The sequence below is a fragment of the Lewinella sp. W8 genome, assembly GCF_004375085.3.
In the GTDB taxonomy this organism is placed as follows: Bacteria; Bacteroidota; Bacteroidia; order Chitinophagales; family Saprospiraceae; genus Neolewinella.
In genome coordinates, this window is the sequence record NZ_SNAQ03000001.1 from 405,978 (window position 1) to 425,299 (window position 19,322).

Annotated in this window: 17 protein-coding genes; 5 read left to right on the plus strand and 12 right to left on the minus strand. The window is 56.7% G+C overall.

Features of this window, described 5'->3' with window-relative positions:
* Positions 1 to 2 precede the first annotated feature (2 nt).
* Positions 3 to 506: a dihydrofolate reductase gene (locus E1J53_RS01655; RefSeq protein WP_134270239.1), complete on the minus strand. Its 504-nt coding sequence runs from the start codon at positions 504 to 506 to the stop codon at positions 3 to 5.
* A gap of 280 nt (positions 507 to 786) precedes the next feature.
* Here E1J53_RS01655 and priA point away from each other — a divergent pair, with 280 nt between their 5' ends.
* Entirely contained in the window at positions 787 to 3,267 is a 2,481-nt protein-coding gene (priA, locus tag E1J53_RS01660; protein ID WP_253929758.1) for a primosomal protein N', read from the plus strand.
* 235 nt (positions 3,268 to 3,502) lie between these two features.
* On the opposite strand, the gene E1J53_RS01665 is transcribed toward priA, so the two are convergent.
* The 5 genes from E1J53_RS01665 to E1J53_RS01685 all read right to left on the minus strand — a co-directional run bounded on the left by E1J53_RS01665 (position 3,503) and on the right by E1J53_RS01685 (position 9,455).
* The gene (locus E1J53_RS01665) at positions 3,503 to 4,246 is read right to left on the minus strand and encodes a head GIN domain-containing protein (protein WP_134270240.1); all 744 of its coding nucleotides are present in this window, start codon (positions 4,244 to 4,246) and stop codon (positions 3,503 to 3,505) included.
* Positions 4,247 to 4,340: 94 nt separating this feature from the next.
* Positions 4,341 to 7,136, minus strand: coding sequence for a 2-oxoglutarate dehydrogenase E1 component (locus E1J53_RS01670; protein WP_134270241.1), 2,796 nt, complete (start codon positions 7,134 to 7,136; stop codon positions 4,341 to 4,343).
* A gap of 316 nt (positions 7,137 to 7,452) precedes the next feature.
* Positions 7,453 to 8,013, minus strand: a complete 561-nt coding sequence (locus E1J53_RS01675) for an RsmD family RNA methyltransferase (protein WP_134270242.1) — start codon at positions 8,011 to 8,013, stop codon at positions 7,453 to 7,455.
* Positions 8,014 to 8,034: 21 nt separating this feature from the next.
* The gene (locus E1J53_RS01680) at positions 8,035 to 8,883 is read right to left on the minus strand and encodes a DUF3822 family protein (RefSeq protein ID WP_134270243.1); all 849 of its coding nucleotides are present in this window, start codon (positions 8,881 to 8,883) and stop codon (positions 8,035 to 8,037) included.
* Positions 8,874 to 9,455, minus strand: a complete 582-nt coding sequence (locus tag E1J53_RS01685) for a hypothetical protein (protein ID WP_134270244.1) — start codon at positions 9,453 to 9,455, stop codon at positions 8,874 to 8,876. Before E1J53_RS01685 ends, E1J53_RS01680 begins: the two co-directional genes overlap by 10 nt.
* A gap of 118 nt (positions 9,456 to 9,573) precedes the next feature.
* Between E1J53_RS01685 and tsaD the strand changes: the two genes are divergently transcribed.
* Both tsaD and E1J53_RS01695 read left to right on the plus strand, forming a co-directional pair.
* Entirely contained in the window at positions 9,574 to 10,566 is a 993-nt protein-coding gene (gene tsaD / locus E1J53_RS01690; protein WP_134270245.1) for a tRNA (adenosine(37)-N6)-threonylcarbamoyltransferase complex transferase subunit TsaD, read from the plus strand.
* A gap of 332 nt (positions 10,567 to 10,898) precedes the next feature.
* A complete protein-coding gene (locus E1J53_RS01695) occupies positions 10,899 to 11,606 on the plus strand; it encodes a DUF697 domain-containing protein (protein ID WP_253929760.1) in 708 nt (235 codons plus the stop codon).
* Positions 11,607 to 11,647: 41 nt separating this feature from the next.
* On the opposite strand, the gene E1J53_RS01700 is transcribed toward E1J53_RS01695, so the two are convergent.
* The 4 genes from E1J53_RS01700 to E1J53_RS01715 all read right to left on the minus strand — a co-directional run bounded on the left by E1J53_RS01700 (position 11,648) and on the right by E1J53_RS01715 (position 14,619).
* Positions 11,648 to 12,613, minus strand: coding sequence for a DUF4097 family beta strand repeat-containing protein (locus E1J53_RS01700; RefSeq protein ID WP_134270247.1), 966 nt, complete (start codon positions 12,611 to 12,613; stop codon positions 11,648 to 11,650).
* 21 nt (positions 12,614 to 12,634) lie between these two features.
* Positions 12,635 to 13,222 carry a hypothetical protein gene (locus tag E1J53_RS01705; protein ID WP_134270248.1) on the minus strand — a complete coding sequence of 196 codons (588 nt, stop codon included), beginning with the start codon at positions 13,220 to 13,222 and terminating at the stop codon, positions 12,635 to 12,637.
* On the minus strand, positions 13,219 to 13,734 hold the full coding sequence (locus tag E1J53_RS01710) for an RNA polymerase sigma factor (protein WP_253929762.1): 516 nt from the start codon (positions 13,732 to 13,734) through the stop codon (positions 13,219 to 13,221). Before E1J53_RS01710 ends, E1J53_RS01705 begins: the two co-directional genes overlap by 4 nt.
* A 249-nt stretch (positions 13,735 to 13,983) precedes the next feature.
* Positions 13,984 to 14,619, minus strand: coding sequence for an outer membrane beta-barrel protein (locus E1J53_RS01715; protein ID WP_134270250.1), 636 nt, complete (start codon positions 14,617 to 14,619; stop codon positions 13,984 to 13,986).
* A gap of 259 nt (positions 14,620 to 14,878) precedes the next feature.
* Here E1J53_RS01715 and E1J53_RS01720 point away from each other — a divergent pair, with 259 nt between their 5' ends.
* Complete coding sequence (locus E1J53_RS01720) at positions 14,879 to 16,048, plus strand: PQQ-dependent sugar dehydrogenase (protein ID WP_134270251.1); 1,170 nt, start codon at positions 14,879 to 14,881, stop codon at positions 16,046 to 16,048.
* 108 nt (positions 16,049 to 16,156) lie between these two features.
* Here the strand turns inward: E1J53_RS01720 and E1J53_RS01725 are convergent, their stop codons facing one another.
* Both E1J53_RS01725 and E1J53_RS01730 read right to left on the minus strand, forming a co-directional pair.
* Positions 16,157 to 16,528 carry a hypothetical protein gene (locus E1J53_RS01725; protein ID WP_134270252.1) on the minus strand — a complete coding sequence of 124 codons (372 nt, stop codon included), beginning with the start codon at positions 16,526 to 16,528 and terminating at the stop codon, positions 16,157 to 16,159.
* Positions 16,529 to 16,640: 112 nt separating this feature from the next.
* The gene (locus tag E1J53_RS01730) at positions 16,641 to 17,345 is read right to left on the minus strand and encodes a DUF3291 domain-containing protein (protein WP_134270253.1); all 705 of its coding nucleotides are present in this window, start codon (positions 17,343 to 17,345) and stop codon (positions 16,641 to 16,643) included.
* Between the two features lie 230 nt (positions 17,346 to 17,575).
* On the opposite strand from E1J53_RS01730, the gene E1J53_RS01735 reads away from it, so the two are divergent.
* Positions 17,576 to 19,270: an adenylate/guanylate cyclase domain-containing protein gene (locus E1J53_RS01735; protein ID WP_173021329.1), complete on the plus strand. Its 1,695-nt coding sequence runs from the start codon at positions 17,576 to 17,578 to the stop codon at positions 19,268 to 19,270.
* The last annotated feature ends 52 nt before the right edge of the window (positions 19,271 to 19,322 follow it).

The following is a 19,322-nucleotide window of genomic DNA, read 5'->3' on the forward strand; positions in this document are numbered from 1 at the left end:
GATTACTGAGTTTGCTTGCGCTCCCAGCGGGAGAAGCGGTAGGCCAATTCGTTCTTCTCGTCGGGACGATGTGCTTCGCTCCAGACTTCCTGCCAGTAGGTCGGGTCCAGTTTGGGGAAGAAAGCGTCTCCGTCCGGGATGTCGGCGTCAACGATGGTGAGGTAAACGGTGTCCACCAGGTCCATGCTGGCGGCGTACAACTCCCCGCCACCAATGATGAAGGCCTCTTCTGCCTCCGTTACGGCCGGATGAGCAAGTGCTTCCCGCAGGGAATGGGTGACCACGGCGCCGGTGGCCATGAAAAAGGCATCCCGGGTGAGGACAATATTCGTCCTCTTCGGGAGTGGTCGACCGATGCTCACGAAGGTCTTCCGACCCATAATTACCGGATGCCCCAGGGTGGTCCGCTTGAAGAATTTCAGGTCGGCCGGCAGATACCAGGGTATTTGTCCGTCCTTACCGATGGTCCCCCGGCGATCGGTGGCCACAATTGCTGAGAGTTTCATGCGGCAAAGGTAATTAAGAGCTTGTTTGAACTTTAGCTATCGACCTCCATTTGGCCTTTTTTGGCGCTGGCAGCGTTGGAATTATCTTCATTCTGTGCTGCTAGACTCCGGTATTCCCACCTGATCAGCACCAATAAATGTTCAAATCCGGCCAAAAGACCAAAACCCAAATTGGCGCTAAGTAATCCTCGAAATAAGATTGCCCCCACGGACGGCAAGACTTTCTTACCTTCGCAACAATTCATTGCATTCTTTTTGCTTCGGCACAAATCTGTGGTATTTGCCCAACTCGTCGACTTCTTCCGATTTGATCCACGCCGGCACCGTTTTTGCGGATGTGGTACTTCCGTTGGCGGTGGCCCGGTCGTACACCTTTTCCGTGCCCGAGCATCTGGTGCCCCAGTTGCGGCCGGGCTTACGGGTGGAGGTGCAATTCGGCAAAAAGCGGCACTATACCGGCATTGTACGCCGGCTACACGGAGACCATCCGGGACATAAGACCAAGGATATCCTGAGCGTCATCGACCTGGAGCCCCTGATCACCGAAAAACAGCTTCAGCTGTGGGAATGGATGGCGGACTATTACGCCTGCACGGTCGGAGAAGTAATGGCGGCCGGCCTTCCCAGCCACCTGAAGCTGACCAGCGAAACCATCGTCACCCTGGGGCCCCTCTTCAGCGACGACGCCACGCAGATGGACGATCAGGAATACATGATCGTGGAGGCCCTGACCCTTCAGCAGGAACTGAGCCTCAAGGACGTCCGGGACATCCTCCAGAAAAAGACCGTGTACCCCGTCATTCGCCGCCTACTGGACCGCCGGATAATCTTTTTGAAGGAGGAACTCCAGGAGCGCTACCGCCCACGGGTGGTCCGCTGCGTGCGGTTTTCGCCGGAGTTTCAAACGGAAACCGAACAAATCGCGGCCTTCGATCTGGTGAAGCGGTCGGAGAAGCAAACGGCCGTTTTGCTGGAGTACCTCCAGCTCTTTCGCCAGCAACCTTACGTCCGGCGGACGGACCTCACCAAAAGAACCGGCGCCAGCGATGCGGTCATCAAGGCCATGGTCAATAAGGGGATTTTCGAATTCTTTGAGCAGGAAGTCAGCCGGATCGGTAGCGTGGAGGAGGATCCCATCGATGCCTTGCCCCTGAGCGACCAGCAAAAAGGGGCGTTGACGCAGGTGCAAAGCTTTCATCGGGAGGGCAAGCCCGTCTTGATTCACGGCGTAACGGGTAGCGGTAAAACGCGGGTGTATCTGGAAAAAATGCAGGCTTCCATCGAGGCGGGCAAGCAGGTGCTGTATCTGCTACCCGAAATTGCGCTTACCGGCCAGATCGTAAAACGTCTCCAACGCGTACTGGGGGACAAGATCACGGTTTACCACAGCCGCCTGAATAATATGGAGCGGGTGGAAATCTGGAAGGCCATCCTGGCCGGGACGACCTCCGTGGTCGGACCACGGTCCGCCCTCTTTTTACCCTTCACCCGTTTGGACATGGTGGTGGTAGACGAAGAACACGATCCCAGTTATAAACAACAGGAACCCAACCCGCGGTACAACGGCCGTGACGTGGCGGTTTTTCTGGCCCATCAGCACGGGGCTAACGTCCTCTTGGGCACGGCAACGCCCAGCCTGGAAAGCTGGCACAACGCCCAATCTGGCAAGTACGGCTTAGTGTCCATGCCCGAACGCTTCGGTGGGCTGGAACTCCCCGAGGTGGTCATCGTCAGTGCGCGGGAGCAGGACGAAAAAGGCAACCAGCACCCCTTCTTTACTCCAACCTTGCTGCGGGAAATGTGGGAAACCCTCGAGCGGGGAGAACAGGTGATCCTTTTTCAGAATCGCCGGGGTTTTGCTCCGGTGTATTTTTGCCCCACCTGCGACTATACGGTGGAATGCGTCAACTGCGACGTAAGTCTGACCTACCACAAGTACCAGCATCGCCTGCGCTGCCATTGCTGCGGCTACGTTACCTCTCCTCCCGATAGCTGCCCGGCCTGTGGCCATCCGGAACTTAAACTGGGAGGGACGGGCACCGAAAAGATTGAGGATGAACTAAAAATCTTTTTGCCGGATGCCCGCGTGGGCCGGATGGACCTGGACACGGTCCGGGGTAAAAACGCCCTGGCCGGACTGATCGGCCGCTTCGAAGCCGGACAGCTTGACGTACTGGTGGGAACGCAGATGGTCACCAAGGGGCTGGATTTTGAACGGGTCGGACTCGTCGGGATCATCAGCGCGGATCAGTTGCTGCGCTTCCCGGATTTTCGGGCCGATGAGCGGGCCTTTCAGCTGATGTTACAGGTGGCCGGCCGTGCCGGCCGGCGGCACCGGCGGGGCAAGGTGGTTATTCAGGCCTACGATCAGACCCACCCGGTACTGCGGGACGTGTTCTCCGGCGATTTCGCCAACTTTATCGAACGGGAGGCCAATAACCGGCAAACCCTCCATTTTCCTCCCTTTGTCCGGATGATTCACCTCCAGCTACGCCATCCGCGCCGGCATACCGTGGAGGAAGCCGCCAAACTCATGGGCGGCTGGCTCAAACATCATTTAGGGGACACCCTGGATGGCCCCTTTGAGCCCAGTGTCGCCCGGCTGCGCACGTATTACCTGCAGGACATGGTTGTACGCATTAAGCCTTCCGCCGCAGAGCTAAGTCGGGTGAAAAAAATTATCCGGGCTTCCGTAGATAAACTTTCGGTTACGGAGGGGCTGACGGGCGTGCGGGTCGCCGTGGACGTGGATCCCTACTGATTTCCGGGCTGCATAATGCAGCGGGATTGACTTCAAAAAGCCCCGCCAAGGTCGGGAGGAAAAGTGGGATACGCCAAATAAAAAAAGCCCGGCCTTTAAAGGAGGCCGGGCTTCTAAAGTCATCCCTATGATACTCTAAACGAGTAATTATGCTACAATATAGGGGGACTTGTACCCGCTTTCCGCCTTCCGGGAGGATGCTTTAGGAAGCGGTAAAGGATTCTGCGGGAACGGATTAGTTACCGCTGCGGACGCTGCCGCCGGAGCTGGTATCCGAATCCACTGCGCCGGGATTACCCCGGTAACGCACCGATCCGCCAGAACTGGCCTCGGCGTCTACTTCCTCGGAGGCGTACACCGTAACTCCGGCGCCGCTGCTCACGTCAGCCCGGGCGCGTTTGGCCTTGCAGTCTCCGGCATGAATCTTGGAACCGCTGCTGGCGTCGCAGTCCATGAAACTCACCGATCCGCTCACTTCAATTTTCCCGCCACTGCTGGCATCGGCTTCAATCTCGTCGCCGCTAAAGTCCAGGTAGATGGCACCGCTACTGCTGACGTCCAGTTCCAGGTCATCGCCGCGGAAGCTGGATTTACCCGTCATCTTGGCGCTGCTGGAAGCACCAACGTACTCCAAATCCGGCAGGGTCACGTAAACGGTAATGGGTTTGGTAGTCTTGATGTTGGTGTTACGTTCAAAGCCGATTTCAAGGGTGCGGCCACGGCGCTCGACCTTGATGTACTCCTGCAGGTTACTTTCCGCTTCGACCTCAACGGAGTAGCTACCCTGGCGGAGTTCCACGTTGAGGCTACAGCAGGCCTTTACACCCGTGAAGTCATCGATGTTGCGCTCTTGCTTAACGAGCTCACCGTTTCCCTTCACCTTACTGCGGAAGACGCCACCCCACCCGTTGTTGTACTCGCGCTGGGCGAACAGGGAACCGGCAACTAAAAATAGGATTAATGCAAATACTGGTCTCATAGCTTGTTTTTCTTTCAAAGACGCACTAAAAATAAGCGGGTTGCACGTATTCCGCTACGTGCAACCCGCTATTTTGGACGAATCGGTCCGACTTTTAGGCGAAAGCCTGCTCGATCAGCTCCCGCTGTTCCTGCTCGTGAACGGGCTTGTATCCCGTGGCGGGAGAGGCCGTTGGCTTACGACCAACGTACTTCAGGGTCAGGTGCAGCCCCAGGGCTTCGTTGAACTGGAACTGGTCACTGATGTACGTCCAGGCTCCGGAGTTTCTGCTTTCTTCCTGCACCCAGACGACTTCGGCGTCGCCGTATCGCTTGATGATTTTCTGTAGCTGATCAACGGGCAACGGGAAGAGCTGCTCCAAGCGGACAATCGCCACGTCATCGCGTTGGTTCTTCTCCTTCTCCTGGGCAAGATCAAAGTATACCTTGCCGGAACAGAGCAGCAGGCGCTTGACCTTCTTGTTGCCGCGGGCGGAAACCGTCGGGTCATCCAGCACCTCCTGGAAGCGCGTACCGGTCACGAAGTCCGCTACTGGACTTACGGCCATCGGATGACGGAGACCGGATTTCGGCGACATGACGATCAGGGGCTTACGGAAGTCCCACGCCAGCTGGCGCCGGAGCAGGTGGAAGAAGTTGGCTGGTAAAGTCACGTTGGTGACGATCATGTTGTACTGGGCGCAGAGTTGGAGGAAGCGCTCCAGGCGTGCGCTGGAGTGCTCCGGTCCCTGACCCTCGTAGCCGTGCGGCAGCAGTACCGTCAGACCGGACATCCGTGACCATTTACTTTCCCCGGAGGAAATAAACTGGTCGAAGACCGTCATCGCGCCGTTGGCAAAATCACCGAACTGAGCTTCCCAGATGACGAGGTTGTCGGGGCTGGCCGTACTGTAACCGTATTCAAAACCGAGCACGGCAAATTCAGAAAGGTGAGAGTTGTAAATGAGCATTTTACCCTGCTCTTCAGAAAGGCCGTCCAGGCGGTTATAGAAACCTTCCCCATTCTCGGCGTTGAGGATGGCGTGGCGGTGGCTGAAGGTGCCACGGCGGACGTCCTGTCCGCTCATGCGAACGTTATGCCCGTCTTCCAGTAGGGTGGCGTAGGCCGTTAATTCGCCCAGGGCCCAGTCCAGTTTGTCCTCGTCAATGGATTTCTGGTAGCCCTTGTATAGCCGGTTTACCTTCTTGACCGGTTTGAAGTTCTTGGGCAGCGTGACCAGGTGTTTCAGAATACGCTTGATTTCCTTTTCGGGCACCCCGGTTTCCGGAGACTCGGCAAAGTACTTCTCCTCCCAGTGATCGCGGTTCAGGGCACGCCAGGCCATTTCCGGCTCCTGGTAACGGTAGGTCAGATCGTCGTGGTTCTTCACCCGGCTGTGGATCGTCTGAAGCTGCTCCTTGAACTCCTCGGCCAGCTCGCGGGCCATTTTCTCCTCTACGTCCTTACGGGCCACCAGCCGCTCGGTGTAAACCTCGCGCACATCGGGGTGCTTCTTCACCCGCTGATACATCCCCGGCTGGGTGTAGCCCGGGTCATCTCCCTCGTTGTGGCCGTGCTTGCGGAAGCACAGCATATCGATGAAGACGTCGGAGTTGAACTCATTGCGGTATTCAACGGCCAGCTTGGAAACGAACAGCACGGCCTCGGGGTCGTCTCCGTTGACGTGGAAAACGGGAGCCTGCACCACGCTGGCTACGCCACTGGCGTAAATGCTGGAACGGGCGTCTTTGTAATCGGTGGTAAATCCAATCTGGTTATTGATGATGAAGTGAATTGTCCCGCCAGTTTTGTAGGCGGTCAGTTCACTCATCTGGGCGGTCTCAAAGACCACTCCCTGTCCGGCAACCGCGGCATCCCCGTGAATGAGGATGGGCAGAATCTTGTCGTAATCGTTGCCGTAGAGCATATCGGCCTTGGCCCGGGCAAAACCCTCCACTACGGGGCCGACGGCCTCCAGATGGCTGGGGTTGGGGGCCAGCTTCACGTTCACCTCCTTGTCGGACTGGGTCTTGATGATGCTGCTGTAGCCCATGTGGTACTTTACGTCACCGTCTCCCTTGGCGTTTTCCGGGGTGAAGCCCTCAAACTCCTGAAAGATGCTTTCGTAGCTCTTTCCCATAATGTTGGCCAGCACGTTGAGCCGTCCCCGGTGAGCCATGCCGATCACCACTTCTTCAACCCCCTCAACGGCGGCTTCGTTGATGATGGCGTCAATGCCCACGATGGCCGCTTCTCCGCCCTCCAGGCCAAATCGCTTCTGAGCGTTATACTTCACTTTGAGGAAATCCTCGAACCCTACCGCGTCGTTTAGCCGGGTGAGGATATGCCGTTTTTCTTCCAGGCTCAGGTTGAAGGCATTCTGGGGCTCGGTATTTTCGATCCGCGTCCGCAGCCAACGCCGCTTATCCCGCTGGAAAATATGGTCAAACTCGTAGCCGATGCTGCCGAGATAAACTTTGTTAAGCTGCTGAATGATTTCCCGCAGGGTGCTGGTGGGGAGGAAGAGCTGCTGGGCCGCCCGGAAGGGAACGTCCAGGTCGGCATCCGACAAGCCAAAATCAGAAAGGTTCAGGACGGCATCGGGATCATCAAATTCGTTGATGGGGTCAATGGCCGCATCCATGTGTCCGCGAACCCGGTAGGCTTTGATCAGTGCGAAAACCCTGAGTTCCTTTTCCACGTGCTCCCAATCCACCTCGCCGCTGCCGGTTGTGGGCAGGGCCGCACCGTTGGTCGCTACCTCACCGTTGGCGTTCTCCGTGGCGTAATCAAAACCGAGAAAGAAATCTCTCCAGCTTTGATCCACCGAATCCGGAGCGTCGGTGAACTGCTTATAAAGATTTTCAATAAAGCCCGGATGGGCGTTGGCTAGATGTGAATAATTGCTCATGATGATGGCTGCTGGGCGGTACTCCGGCAAGACCGGAATGCAGGGGCATAAATTGCTGTTCCTACCTTAGTTTACACGCCCGATAGTACAATGTTCTAATCGGGAATAATGCCGGGGCATATTCCTGCAAATTTGAGGAAAAATGATGGGCTAACTGGTATGAATCGCCGCTATTTTTCCCGTAGGTCGTAAGTCAGGCGTAAAATTTTGGTTTGGGGCGACGGAGCGCAGGTGCCCACGATACCAGTATGGCAGGGGCTTCACGGAATTGGAGGGGGTAAAGAGCGCTTTGCGGGTACTATTTGCCCGTCAGGGGTTATTCCTCCTCCTTCGCCGGATGCTCAAAGAACCAAAAAATGGTTTTGCCGTAATTCCGGACTTCCGTGCAGCGGGGGTCCGTACTGAAGTCATGGTGGGGGTTGGTCTCGAGCACGAAAAGTCCGTCGGGGGCCAGAATACCCGCGGCAAAAACCAGGTCCGGGATCTGCGGGATGTTCGGCAGGGGATAGGGAGGGCCGGCAAAGATGTAGTTGAAGGGCTCGGCGGGAGGTCTTTGCAGGAAGCGAAAAACGTCCATCCGCATGATCCGGATGCAGTCTTCTACCCCCAGCGTGGCGACCGTCTTCTTTACGAAATTCACCGCCGGACCGTGCTTGTCCACGTAGGTAACGTCACAGCAGCCCCGACTAATGAATTCATAATCGTGGCTCCCCGTTCCGCCGAAGAGGTCCAGTACCCGCAGGTCGGCAAAGTCCAGGCGATTATTGAGTACGTTGAACAGGCCTTCCTTGGCGTAGTCGGTAGTGGGGCGAGTTGGCCAGTTGTCGGCGGGAGGATGAAACCTCCGGCCCTTAAATTTTCCGGAGATAATGCGCATAGTACAATTCGTTTCGGCTGGCTAGCCCAGACAGAGAAGCTCAAAGAAGACATGACCGGGAAGGGAAGTCATTTCCGGCGGGTTAGCCGGAGGAGCTCCGTAGGCCGAAAACCGGATGTCTTCGACGTAACGGTAAAACTGGCGGAACAATTCTGATTGATCCGTAATCTCGCCGGACAGGTACAGCGGAACCCGTTTGGGGGTCCAGCCGCACTGCTGGTAAGCCAGCAGGAGGTAATAGACGGCATCGGGCGCCTTGCGGAAAGTAAAGGTGTTAAAGTATAAAAGGTTGCCGTTCTGGTGGGCGGCCAGGAAAAGACGTCCGCCCCGCACGGAAGCGCTGACGGCCTGGTGCCGTAGACGTCGGGAACGGTTGCCCCAGGCGGTGAGTAGTCCACCCGCCATGTGGGTCGTTCGCAACGGACTCAGGCGCCGTTCGACGGCGTCAAGGCGGTTTTTGGAGGCACCAAAAATCAACTGGGCCTCCAGGTCGTTGATTCGTTCACTCCGGACGAGGTCTTCCAGCCCGATCAGGGTGAGTTGCTCGAGGTACTGACGGTTTTGGTGTTCCTGGTACAGGGCATCAGGAACCAGCGTCATGCGCGGACTTTCCCAGCCGAGCACGGAACTACCGTAGCGCAGGGATCGCAATTTATCGTCGGCCTTGATGAGGCGGTAGATGCTTTCTCCCCAGCTCTTTTGCTCCTCTGGGGTCAGCGACAGGCTGCGGTAGGCCAGGAGCTGGTTTTTGATGCGATCACGAATGATATACGCAAAACTGTCCATCCCCGTAAGGATGGACAGTTCGTAGTTATGTGCCTTACCGGGTTGGAAGGCCGCGGCGGTTATATCGTAACTGCTTATTGCCAAGTCCCGGCCAGAGACGGTTTAGTAAGGTCTCCGAATTTCATCGCAGAATTGGGGTCGTAGTTCTGGTCGTAGCGACTGAAGCGAGCGTCCGCAAAACGTCCCATGTATTTCTTTTTCTGAACACCAACCTGAACGACCGGTACGGAAGTAGACTGGTAATCGATGACGTTGGCGGTAATGTCAAACTTGGCTCCTTCACCGTAGGGGACTTCATCCAAAGTAGCCAGGTCAATGCCCATGGCCCGGATAGAGTCGATGGCGGGTAGGCGGGTGGTATCGTAGGTGATCTCTCCGGTGAAGTCGGGATCATCGGGGTCACCCACTACGGCGATCTCCAGGAGGTCTCCGGTTTCCAGCACCTGGCGGAGGGTGTCAAAGTCCGGGGCGAATTCTCCGGTGATGTCCCGGTAAAGCTCTTGAGTGGTACGGATCTTTCCTAGCTGCTCAGCTACGGCGCGATCCCGTTTGACCCGTTCGGCGCTAAAGTTGATGGGTTCTTCGATGCTCTTGTACAGCAAGAAGCCTAGGAAAAAGGCAAGAACCAGAAAGAGTAGACTGAAAATTTTACGCATCTGTGCCGATTAGTTTCCGCAATTATAAAACATTATTCGCACCTAGTTGATGCAGAAATCGTAGAATGTGGTGCAACGTCTGGGTTTTTCGTTTGTTTGCAGGGAAAAAGCGGACAAAATGCCCATTATTCTTGCCATCGAGTCCAGTTGTGATGACACTTCAGCGGCTTTGCTGAAGGACGGACGGGTGCTCAGCAACGTTACGGCCGGCCAGGCGGTACACGAAGAATATGGTGGTGTGGTGCCCGAACACGCCAGTCGGGCCCACCAACGGAACATCGTTCCCACGGTGGCCGTAGCCCTGAAACGGGCCGGTGTTACGGAGCAGGAAGTAGAGGCCGTGGCCTTTACCCGCGGACCGGGCCTGATCGGCTCCCTGATGGTGGGGGTAAGCTTCGCCAAGGCCTTTGCGCTGGCCCGCAATCTGCCCCTGATTGAGGTAGACCACATGCAGGCACACGTGCTGGCTCACTTCGCCGAAAATCCGAAACCGGAAGGCCCGTTTCTCTGCCTGACCGTCTCCGGCGGGCACACCCAACTTGTGGTGGTAAAGGATCCCCTCGACCAGGAAATCATCGGCCGCACGATCGATGACGCCGCCGGGGAAGCCTTCGATAAGTCCGGAAAATTACTGGGGCTGCCCTATCCGGCCGGACCGGTGATCGACCGGTTGGCCAGTCAGGGCCAGCCGGTCCTCGAATTTGCCAAACCCGATCCCGGTGATCTGAACTTCAGTTTCAGCGGACTAAAAACCAGTATCCTCTACACCCTGCAGAAAAAGGTTAAGGAAGATCCCGATTACGTAAAGGATAACCTGAACGACATCTGTGCTTCCATTCAGGATACCATCTTATCGATTCTACTCCGGAAGCTGAGCCTGGCGGCCGAGCAGACGGGCCTGCGCCAGGTCGCACTGGCCGGTGGGGTTTCCGCGAACAGCGCTCTGCGACGGGGACTGGAAGAATTGGGTAGGGAAAAAGGATGGACGACCTTCATCCCCCGCTTTGAATACTGTACGGATAACGCGGCCATGATTGGCGTAACCGCCGGATTCAAGTTCGAGCGGGGAGAGTTTGCCGATCAGTCCGTAGCTCCGGCCGCCCGACTTTAGCGTGGTTAAACGCCGGTTTTCCACCTGGGCAGCGCCAGCAAGCGCTCCATCCGACCAGGCGACCAAACGCCAAAAAGCACATAGGGCCCGGTTATTCTCAACCGTTTTGTCCCCGGTGATGGGATTCTTCGTTGCGGGGAGGAGACGGAACGGGGCGCCTAATGCCCGAAAATCAGGAACCCCTGCCGTCGTTCATCCATGAAAGAGGGCTCTTTATCGAATTTCCCCGGCACCCGCGCACCGCGCCCATAACTTCATATCATCTGACACGTTAAAACCATATGCGTAAGAAGATTGAAAAGTTCGCCAAAAAGAAATTGAAAGATTCCATTATGAATCCAAAAGGAAACTCCGATAAAGACCGTCACGCAGAAACGATCATTCGTAACCACGTGATTTGGAGCATGGGGGCCAGTTACATCATCCCGCTTCCCGTAGCCGACGTTTTCGCCGTTTCCGCCCTACAGCTGGACATGATCCGGCAAATGTGCCGGGTGTACGATATTGATTTCGCCGAAACCCAGGGTAAGGCCATCGTGTCTGCCCTGACGACCAGTACCATGGCCCGGGCCGGCGCCCGGAGCCTCCTGAAGGTTATCCCCGTAGTGGGCACCGTGGTGGGCGGCATTACGGTCGCGGTCGTCAACGGCGCCAGTACGTACGCACTGGGGGAGGTGTTTAAAAAGCACTTCAGTAACGGTGGGACCTTCCTGGATTTCGACACGGACCGGCTCAAGAAGCTTTACCAGGAAAAATTCGAGAAGGGCAAAAAGGTAGCCCAGGAATGGAAACAGGAGGCGGACCAGGAAGCTCCCGAAGCGGCACCGGAGCCGACCGCAGAACCCGCACCAACCCCCAAGGCCAAGTCCTCCAAGAAGAAGGCCAAAACCGTAGCGGAAGAAGTCCCCGTAGCGGCGGCGGTGGTGGAAGAAAATGACGCCGCCATTCGCAAGATCAAGGAATTGGCGGAGATGAAGGCCCAGAACATCATCACCGAAGAGGAATTTGAGGCGATGAAAAAGAAGATCATCGGCGGCTAATCGCCGCAAATTCTTGCTGAGAATTACGGGAGAACGCGCAGTTAATTACTGCGCGTTCTTTTTTCCAGCTCCCGCTGCTGCTTCGCCAGGTAAAGGTCGCCGAAGGTGACGCTGGCGGTGATGGTGCCCAGTCGTTCCCGGTTCGGGCGGATGGCCACCCGACGCAGTTCGGTGGTCCTTTCCAGCTCCACGATGCTCCGATCACTGGGTAATTTTACTTCTCCGTTGTTCAGCGCCAGTTCGTAGGCGAGGCCCTCTCCGCCAATGGGTTCGTAGATGTACACGTCACTCTTATCGGCGTTGATCCTCAGGTCCCGCATCTGCAGGTTCGGGCTGAGCCGTAGCTCACCGTACTGGGCGTTGATGGTGAAGGTGCCACCGACGTCCAGCAGGTTGATGTCAGAACGCCGGGAATTGATGACAACGTTACCGTCGATGCGCTCCCCCGTGATGTCGCCAAAGCGGGTCCGGATGTCCAGCAGGCCCTGCACATTATCGATGTTGATGGCCGAGTAGGCCCCGTTGATGCGGAGTTGATTGCGCAAATTGGAAATGGTCGCACCACCGAAATAGCTTTTCAGGTACACGGGACAGGCTTCGGGGAGGGTAATGAAGTACTCTACGCTCAATTCACTTTCCGGCTCCACCTTGGTGTCGGTGCGCTTATTCTTGATGAAAATTTTCTGTCCGGCTACCTCACTGATGTACTGAAGGTTTTCCAGGTCGGCCTGTGCCTGCTCCAGTTTAGGGTGGCGGGCAGTCAGTACTACCTTGATCCGGATTTGGTTTTTGTCCCAGGTCTCAACGAAAATCTCCGCTTTCTCTCCCTCTACGGCCAGCTCGTTGCCCGCCCGGTAGGGGTAGGTATCTTCGATGGTCTTGGTAACCACTTCGCGGGTATTCTGGCTCCGGAGGTTACCGGAATGGCCGAGAAAGAGTAGCAAGGGTAGTAAAACTACCCAGGTGGGGAAAACCCGACCGGAAATGTTTGCGGACAACTTATTCATGGGGATGGGATGCCGGATGGCCTATAATTCTACGATGATGCGCCGGTAAAGGTCGGAGCGATCGCGTTCAATTTCGGCGAGCTGGCGGACGACCGTGGGGTCGTCGCCGTAGGCGACGAGCATGGCCTGGATTTCTTCCTTGGCGGACGTCAGCTCGTCCAGCTCATAGCGGAGGTTGTTGAGGGTGGGTTCGTCCCGGCGATCAATTTCCTCAATGATCTCGGTGAAGCTTTGTTCTTCATCATCCCAGTCTTTAACCAGTGTGGCGGTGGGCATGGGCTCACTGCTGATGGCCACGGTAACGGTCGGCCCGGCATTCCGTTGGGCCCACCAGTTACCCGCCAGGGCGAGCACGAGCAGGAAACTTGCCGCTACGGCAACCCACCGCAGGCTCCGACGCCGGGCGCGGTGGATGCTTTGTGGAATACCCTGGTCCAGTTCCTGATTGAGGTGATTCCAGACGCTGGCCGGCGGTCGGTAGCTGGGCAGCCGGTCACCGAGGGAACCTACCAGTTCCCGCTCGATCCCCCGCCAGCAATCGGCTGGTGGCTGGTGGTCGGGCAGTTGATCCAGTGCCCGTCGAAGCTTGTCGTAGTTACGTTCTTTCATACGTAGTGCTGCAGAAACTCACGCAGCTTTTTCTTGGCGTAAAATAATTGACTCTTGCTGGTGCCCACCGTGATGTTGAGCATGTCGGCCACTTCCTGATGCTTGTAGCCTTCAACCTCGATCAGTACGAACACGGCCCGGTAACCGTCGGGCAGCTTATTGATGGCCCGTTCCAGGTATTCGACGTCCAGGGAGGTGTTGTCCCAGTCGACTTCCTGATCGGCGTAATTTAGCGGCAGTTCCTCGGTGATTTTGCGGCGGCGCAATTTATTGAGGGCCGTGCGTACGATCACCACTTTCATCCAGGCCCCAACGGTACTGTCCCCGCGGTAAGTGTCCAGCTTTTGAAACACCTTGAGGAAACCTTCCTGAAGGGCGTCGTTGGCCAGTTCAAAGTCGCCGCAGATGCGATAGCAGGCGGTATACATCGCCCGGCTGTAGCGGTCGTAAAGTTCTTTTTGGGCGCGACGGTCCTGCCGGCGGCAGGCCGCCACCAGTTCCGATTCGGTCATCCGTGCTGGGGTAGTGAAAAGAGTATCGGCCTTAATCGTATTCTTCAACATCTTTCTGGTGAGCTCAATCCGTCATTATACTATGGTGATCAATCCACAGGAGTAGGTTATTCTATCATAAAGAAACCCCGAGGGATGCCCGGGGTTGGTTGGGGGAGGATATAATTAATGATTGAAGGACGGAAGGAGAGAGGGATTGAATTAACGAATACGTTCCTTCAATCCCTCTCTCCTTCAATCATTCTACCCTTAGAACCGGTAGGCGATCGAGCCGATCCAGCGTTTGGGGGCCTGATCGACGCGAATGTTGCCGCCGCCGATCATGATGTCTTCTCCGTAGCGGGAAAAGTTGCCGTCGTAGCGGACGTCCACGGTGACGGGGCCGATGTCGATGGCTCCGCCGAGGGCGTAACCGAGGTTAAAGGAATCGAAGGCCCGGTCGATACCCCCTTCGTCCATCAGGTCACTGACGCTGGAGACGTAGATGTGGCCTACGGGACCGGCCTGGAGACGCAGGAAAGCCAGTTTCCAGCTGGCAAGTAAGGGGATGTTGATGTCGTTGTACCGTTCGCTGAAGACCTGAAGGCCTTCTCCGGATTCGGGGTCATTAACGCTGAAGTCGGTCTTGGCGCTGTTAAAGGTCAGTTCCGTTTGCAGATCGAAGCGATCGGAAAGGGGGATGCGGAGCAGTGCGCCAAACTGGAAGCCGTAATCGGCATCGGCGATGGCAAAGAGGAGGTCTTCGCGGCCTTCGCGGTCCAGGCGGAATTCCTCGCCCTGGAGGCTTTCGGTGGCCAGTCCGGCCTTGAGGCCGAATTCGACCTGGGCGTACGCGCCGGCCGACAGGAGGCAGCAAACGAGCAGCGGTATGAAGCGGTTTTTCATGTCTTCTTGTGTTGGTTTGGGTCTTAAAGCGACAAAGTTCGGGGAGGAATTGCCCGGGTTTGGTTAAAGAGAACTTAAGAGGCTAAGCTCAAGGGGTTAAAGTCTACCCGTTCACGGCCCCGGTAATGGTTTCTCGTCCGAATTAACGGTCCGTTACGGGAAAAGGAGTTGTGATGAAAACCCGCTATTTTTGGCGGGTCTGCGAACTTATCGGGGCTTTCAACGTCTTTTTTGCTGACCTCAACATCCATATTCTACTATGTCAAGATTCTTTTCTCTTCTCTTCCTGGGGGCGCTGCTGGCTTCCTGTAACGGTGCGATGGAAACGACCTCCAGTACCAGCGAGGCGCCCGACCGGGCTTCCGCGGCGGCGGACGGTTCGATGCGATTAACGCCTTCGGCCATTACCACCGAGGTGGTGTTCGCCTACGAAGACATTTTGTGGGGCTTTACCTTCCTGCCCGACGACCGGATCATCGCCACCGATAAGGGCGGCAAGGTGCTCATCGTGGACGCGGAAGGAAACGGAAAAGAAGTTGGGGGAATTCCGGAAGTAAAGGACGTAGGTCAGGGAGGACTGCTGGACATTCTGCTTGACCGGGACTTTGCAAACACCCGCCTGGTGTATTTAACCTGGAGCAAGCCCGACGAGGACGACAACGCCAGTACGGCCGTAGGCCGGGGACGTTTGAGCGACGACGAAAGCATGTTGGAGAATTTCACCGTGCTCTATGACGCTGAGAATAAAACGGACCGGCCCTTCCACTACGGCAGCCGGATGGTATGGGGCCCGAAAGATGGCCACCTGTACTTCACCATCGGCGACCGGGGTAACCGGGACGTCAACCCTCAGGACAGCACCCGGGACGCCGGTAAGGTGTACCGCATCGCTGCGGACGGATCCATCCCCGATGATAACCCCTTCGTGGAATACGAAAACGCCAATAAGGCCATTTACTCCTACGGCCACCGTAACCCGCAGGGCCTGGCCGTACACCCCGAAACCGGAGAGATCTGGGAGACGGAGCACGGTCCGCGGGGAGGAGATGAGCTGAACCGCATTGAGGCGGGCAAGAACTACGGTTGGCCGGTGATCTCCTACGGGATCAACTACAACGGAACGCAGTTTACCCAGGAGGTAGCCAAAAAGGGCATGGAACAGCCGGTTCACTACTGGGTGCCCAGCATTGCTCCGAGCGGAACGGCCTTCATCAGCGGTGACCGCTACCCGGGATGGGAGGGAGACCTGCTGGTCGGCAGCCTGAAGTTCATGCGGCTACAGCACGTGATGATGGACGGTGATAAGGTCATCGGAGAGCAGCGCCTCCTCAATAACTTCGGCCGGGTACGGGACGTGCGCATGGGCCCCGATGATTACATCTACGTCAGCGTGGAAGGAGAGGGGATTGTACGGCTGGAGGTGGAGTAACCGCCCCCTAATTCTAACGCAGAGCGGCCCGGCGGAATGTTCCGCCGGGCCGCTTTGGGTTGGGGCTATCGCAACGTAGGAATTGCTCCGATTATACTTCGCCTGCCCCTACAACATACTTCCCAGCAACCACACCAGCATGACGGCCGCCACGCTGGCGGCGGCGATGAGGCGGAGGCGTTCCGTTTTGGCTTCTTCTTCCCGGTACTGGCGCCGCTTCTCGTTAAGGGGGGTCTTGGCGTCGTGATTGATGCGGCAATTGTACTCGTAATGATCGTTGCCGGTATGGTCAATGGTCAGCTCACACAACTCCTGGTCGAGAAAAAGAGAATAGGTCTTGGACTCCTTGACGGAAAAGTCAATGGCAATGACGCGATTGTTACAGTGCACGACGACGTGGTGCGTCTTTTCTCCGTGGAAAAGCCCCAGCTTGTAGGTATTTCCCTGGTGACCCGTGATGTTCCAGGCATGTTGTGCCATCCTGAGCAATTAGTGGGGCAAGAACATTAAGGGTGCGGGTTGAGGTTGCCAACAACTAACGCACACATTTACAAAGGATAAGGTAGGTATTTTTGTTGGAGTGGCCGAAATTTTAACAGAGCTCGGTCGCCAGTTGGCCATTCCATTTCCCGCGGGCTTCCAGGAGGGAAAAGCGCGTGAACATCTCTTCTTTGTACCACTTACGATCCCGGGTCAGGCGGACGACCTGTTTATGGTGCTTACTCCGGTAGGCAAAATCCTGCATGGATTTGCCGCTCCGCCAGATGCTGAAGGTGGCCTGCATGAAAATCGGATACTCCCCGATACCCACACTCAGTACACGATCCGCGTGTTCTTCCACCGAGGCACTCGTCTGGGGCACGTACCGCCAGAAGTCGGGCAACTTTCGGGTTCGAATCGTGGCCCGCGTGATGACCGCCACGGGACTGGCCGGGTCATAAGCTTCCGGATCGGGGGTGAAGGGACGCTCTCCGCCCCAGACGCCGTGGGTCATGGTGGGTAACATGAAAAAAGTAGCCGATTCGTCCTGCCGTTGCCGGACTTCCTGCCACCAGTCATGATGAGCAAAAAAGTCCTCGGCGGCGTCCCGGTCTTCCCAGTGTCCCAGCCAGGCGTAGACGCCGAAGTTCGGGGCAAGGCTGAAGCCGTTGCCTCCTCCGCTGCCCATCAGACGACCGAACGATAACCCCGAAACCTTACTCAGTAGGGTGGGGGCCAGCCCCATCTGGGCGAAAGCCCAGCTTTTTTGACGCAACCCGGTATAGCGAATGAGCGATAGTGTAGTAACGTGACGCATGCTTCGGGGTAACGCCGGAGGATAATTTAGGTTTTGCGATGGTCGCGGGAGGAAACAAATTTTGAATTTTTACCTTTGAGCACTAGAAGATTACTTTGGGGCGTTGCCTTGAGGTAGACCCAGCCTTACCCGGATGGTGCCGGGCTGGGTGTTGAATTGAAACTTCGGGATTACTTTTGAAAGACGCCCTCACCATTTGGACTGGTCCAAAGGCCATAATCATGAACGGCATGGATTTTAGAACCGGATTTCCGGTCCACTATATTTTCTTGGCCCTGCTGGCCTGCTTCTGTTCCACCGTGCTGCTCGCACAATCCAACGAAGAACTCGTTGAGGCACTTGATGGCGCCGAGAATAATCGGGAACGCTACGGTATCCTGTACCAACTCACGGAGAACTACACCAAGTCGAGCCGACACTCCGATAAGGATCTGGCCATCCGCTTCGGGGAGCAACTGGTGCGGACGGCCAGAAGTATCCGGGACCCCAAGTTGCTGGCTCCGGCGACCTACGCGCTCGGGCAGGCTTACTACCGGGACCGCAATTACGGCAAAACCGAAAGCCTGCTGAAGCAATCGGTGGGCTACGCCATGCAAACGGGTGATGCGGATCTGATTCTCCGGGCTACCGCCCAGCGGACGCGCATCGCCAGTCGTCGCCAGCGCTACCGTGATGCCGTCATCTTTAACCAGGAGGCCCTGGATTATTTTACCGAAAACGGGGAGGATAACAACATCGAAGCCCTGCGCGCGCAACTGGAACGGGAACAGGCGGCCCTGCAGCGCCGTCGCCAGGAAATTGACCAGGAACGGCAGGCCCTGGCCGGCGAGGTAGACCGGTTACGGGGCGAAAAGGACGAACTGGAAGACGTTAACGCCTCCCTGGCCCAACGCAATCAGGTCACCTCAGAGCAACTGGAGGCGAGTACGGAAGAACTGCAGGCCCGCTCCGAGGAGCTGGATGAAGCCCAACGGCAACGGGAAGTTGTGGAAGCCCGGGTGGCGGCGAGTAAGCGGGAAATCAAGAACCTGAGCCGGGAAGCTCTGGAGCAGAAAACCCTGGCTACGGAGGCCCGGGAGCAACTGGCCCAGGAGGCCCTCATCCGCCAAACGGCCGAGATGGAGGCCGAGCGACAGGCGACGCAACGCAATATTGCCCTGGGGGCAGGTGCCGGACTTTTCCTGTTGGCGCTCACCTTTTTCTCCCGCTTCCGGGTAAAGCAGCGGTCGGCGGCAAAACTGGCGAAGGCCAACACGGCCCTCGACGAAGCGCGCCAGCAATCCGATGACCTGCTGGAGAACATTCTTCCCGCAGACATTGCCAAAGAACTCAAGACGACCGGAAAGGCCAAGGCCCGGCGGTTCACGGAGGTGACGGTACTGTTCTGCGATTTTGTCAATTTTACCCAAACGGCCGAACGCCTGGGCGCCGAAGCGCTGGTACAGGAGCTGGATACCTGTTTTAAGGCCTTCGACGCCATCGTAGACCGCTACGAGGGCGTCGAAAAAATCAAGACCATCGGTGACGCCTATATGGTCGCCAGTGGGCTCAGCGCCCGCAAGTCCCTGCCGAATGATATCGTACGGACGGCGCTGGAAATGCAGCGTTTCCTGAACGAGGAAGGAGAAAAACGCCGCCAATTGGGACTGCCCTACTTTACGGGACGGATCGGGCTCCATACCGGTCCGGTAGTGGCTGGTGTCGTGGGCGCCCGGAAATTCGCCTACGATATCTGGGGCGATACGGTAAACGTAGCCAGTCGCATGGAAAGCAAGAGTGAAGCTGGCCGGGTGAACATCAGCGAAGACACCTACCACCTGATCAAGTATCGTTTCCAGTGTACTTACCGGGGTAAGGTCGAAGCAAAGAACAAAGGCATGATCGATATGTATTTTGTAGAAAGAGAACTGACGGAAAATCGGTGATTCCCGGGGCGGTTTGTCGAACAAGGCCGTGCATCCCACAAATTTTTCCGTT

What these genes read in the sequence shown, in the direction of transcription:
- E1J53_RS01655 (WP_134270239.1), bottom strand. Translation starts at nt 506, where the DNA reads ATGAAACTCTCAGCAATTGTGGCCACCGATCGCCGGGGGACCATCGGT.
- E1J53_RS01665 (WP_134270240.1), bottom strand. Translation starts at nt 4,246, where the DNA reads ATGAGACCAGTATTTGCATTAATCCTATTTTTAGTTGCCGGTTCCCTG.
- E1J53_RS01670 (WP_134270241.1), bottom strand. Translation starts at nt 7,136, where the DNA reads ATGAGCAATTATTCACATCTAGCCAACGCCCATCCGGGCTTTATTGAA.
- E1J53_RS01675 (WP_134270242.1), bottom strand. Translation starts at nt 8,013, where the DNA reads ATGCGCATTATCTCCGGAAAATTTAAGGGCCGGAGGTTTCATCCTCCC.
- E1J53_RS01685 (WP_134270244.1), bottom strand. Translation starts at nt 9,455, where the DNA reads ATGCGTAAAATTTTCAGTCTACTCTTTCTGGTTCTTGCCTTTTTCCTA.
- tsaD (WP_134270245.1), top strand. Translation starts at nt 9,574, where the DNA reads ATGCCCATTATTCTTGCCATCGAGTCCAGTTGTGATGACACTTCAGCG.
- E1J53_RS01695 (WP_253929760.1), top strand. Translation starts at nt 10,899, where the DNA reads ATGAATCCAAAAGGAAACTCCGATAAAGACCGTCACGCAGAAACGATC.
- E1J53_RS01700 (WP_134270247.1), bottom strand. Translation starts at nt 12,613, where the DNA reads ATGAATAAGTTGTCCGCAAACATTTCCGGTCGGGTTTTCCCCACCTGG.
- E1J53_RS01705 (WP_134270248.1), bottom strand. Translation starts at nt 13,222, where the DNA reads ATGAAAGAACGTAACTACGACAAGCTTCGACGGGCACTGGATCAACTG.
- E1J53_RS01710 (WP_253929762.1), bottom strand. Translation starts at nt 13,734, where the DNA reads ATGACCGAATCGGAACTGGTGGCGGCCTGCCGCCGGCAGGACCGTCGC.
- E1J53_RS01715 (WP_134270250.1), bottom strand. Translation starts at nt 14,619, where the DNA reads ATGAAAAACCGCTTCATACCGCTGCTCGTTTGCTGCCTCCTGTCGGCC.
- E1J53_RS01720 (WP_134270251.1), top strand. Translation starts at nt 14,879, where the DNA reads ATGTCAAGATTCTTTTCTCTTCTCTTCCTGGGGGCGCTGCTGGCTTCC.
- E1J53_RS01725 (WP_134270252.1), bottom strand. Translation starts at nt 16,528, where the DNA reads ATGGCACAACATGCCTGGAACATCACGGGTCACCAGGGAAATACCTAC.
- E1J53_RS01730 (WP_134270253.1), bottom strand. Translation starts at nt 17,345, where the DNA reads ATGCGTCACGTTACTACACTATCGCTCATTCGCTATACCGGGTTGCGT.
- E1J53_RS01735 (WP_173021329.1), top strand. Translation starts at nt 17,576, where the DNA reads ATGGATTTTAGAACCGGATTTCCGGTCCACTATATTTTCTTGGCCCTG.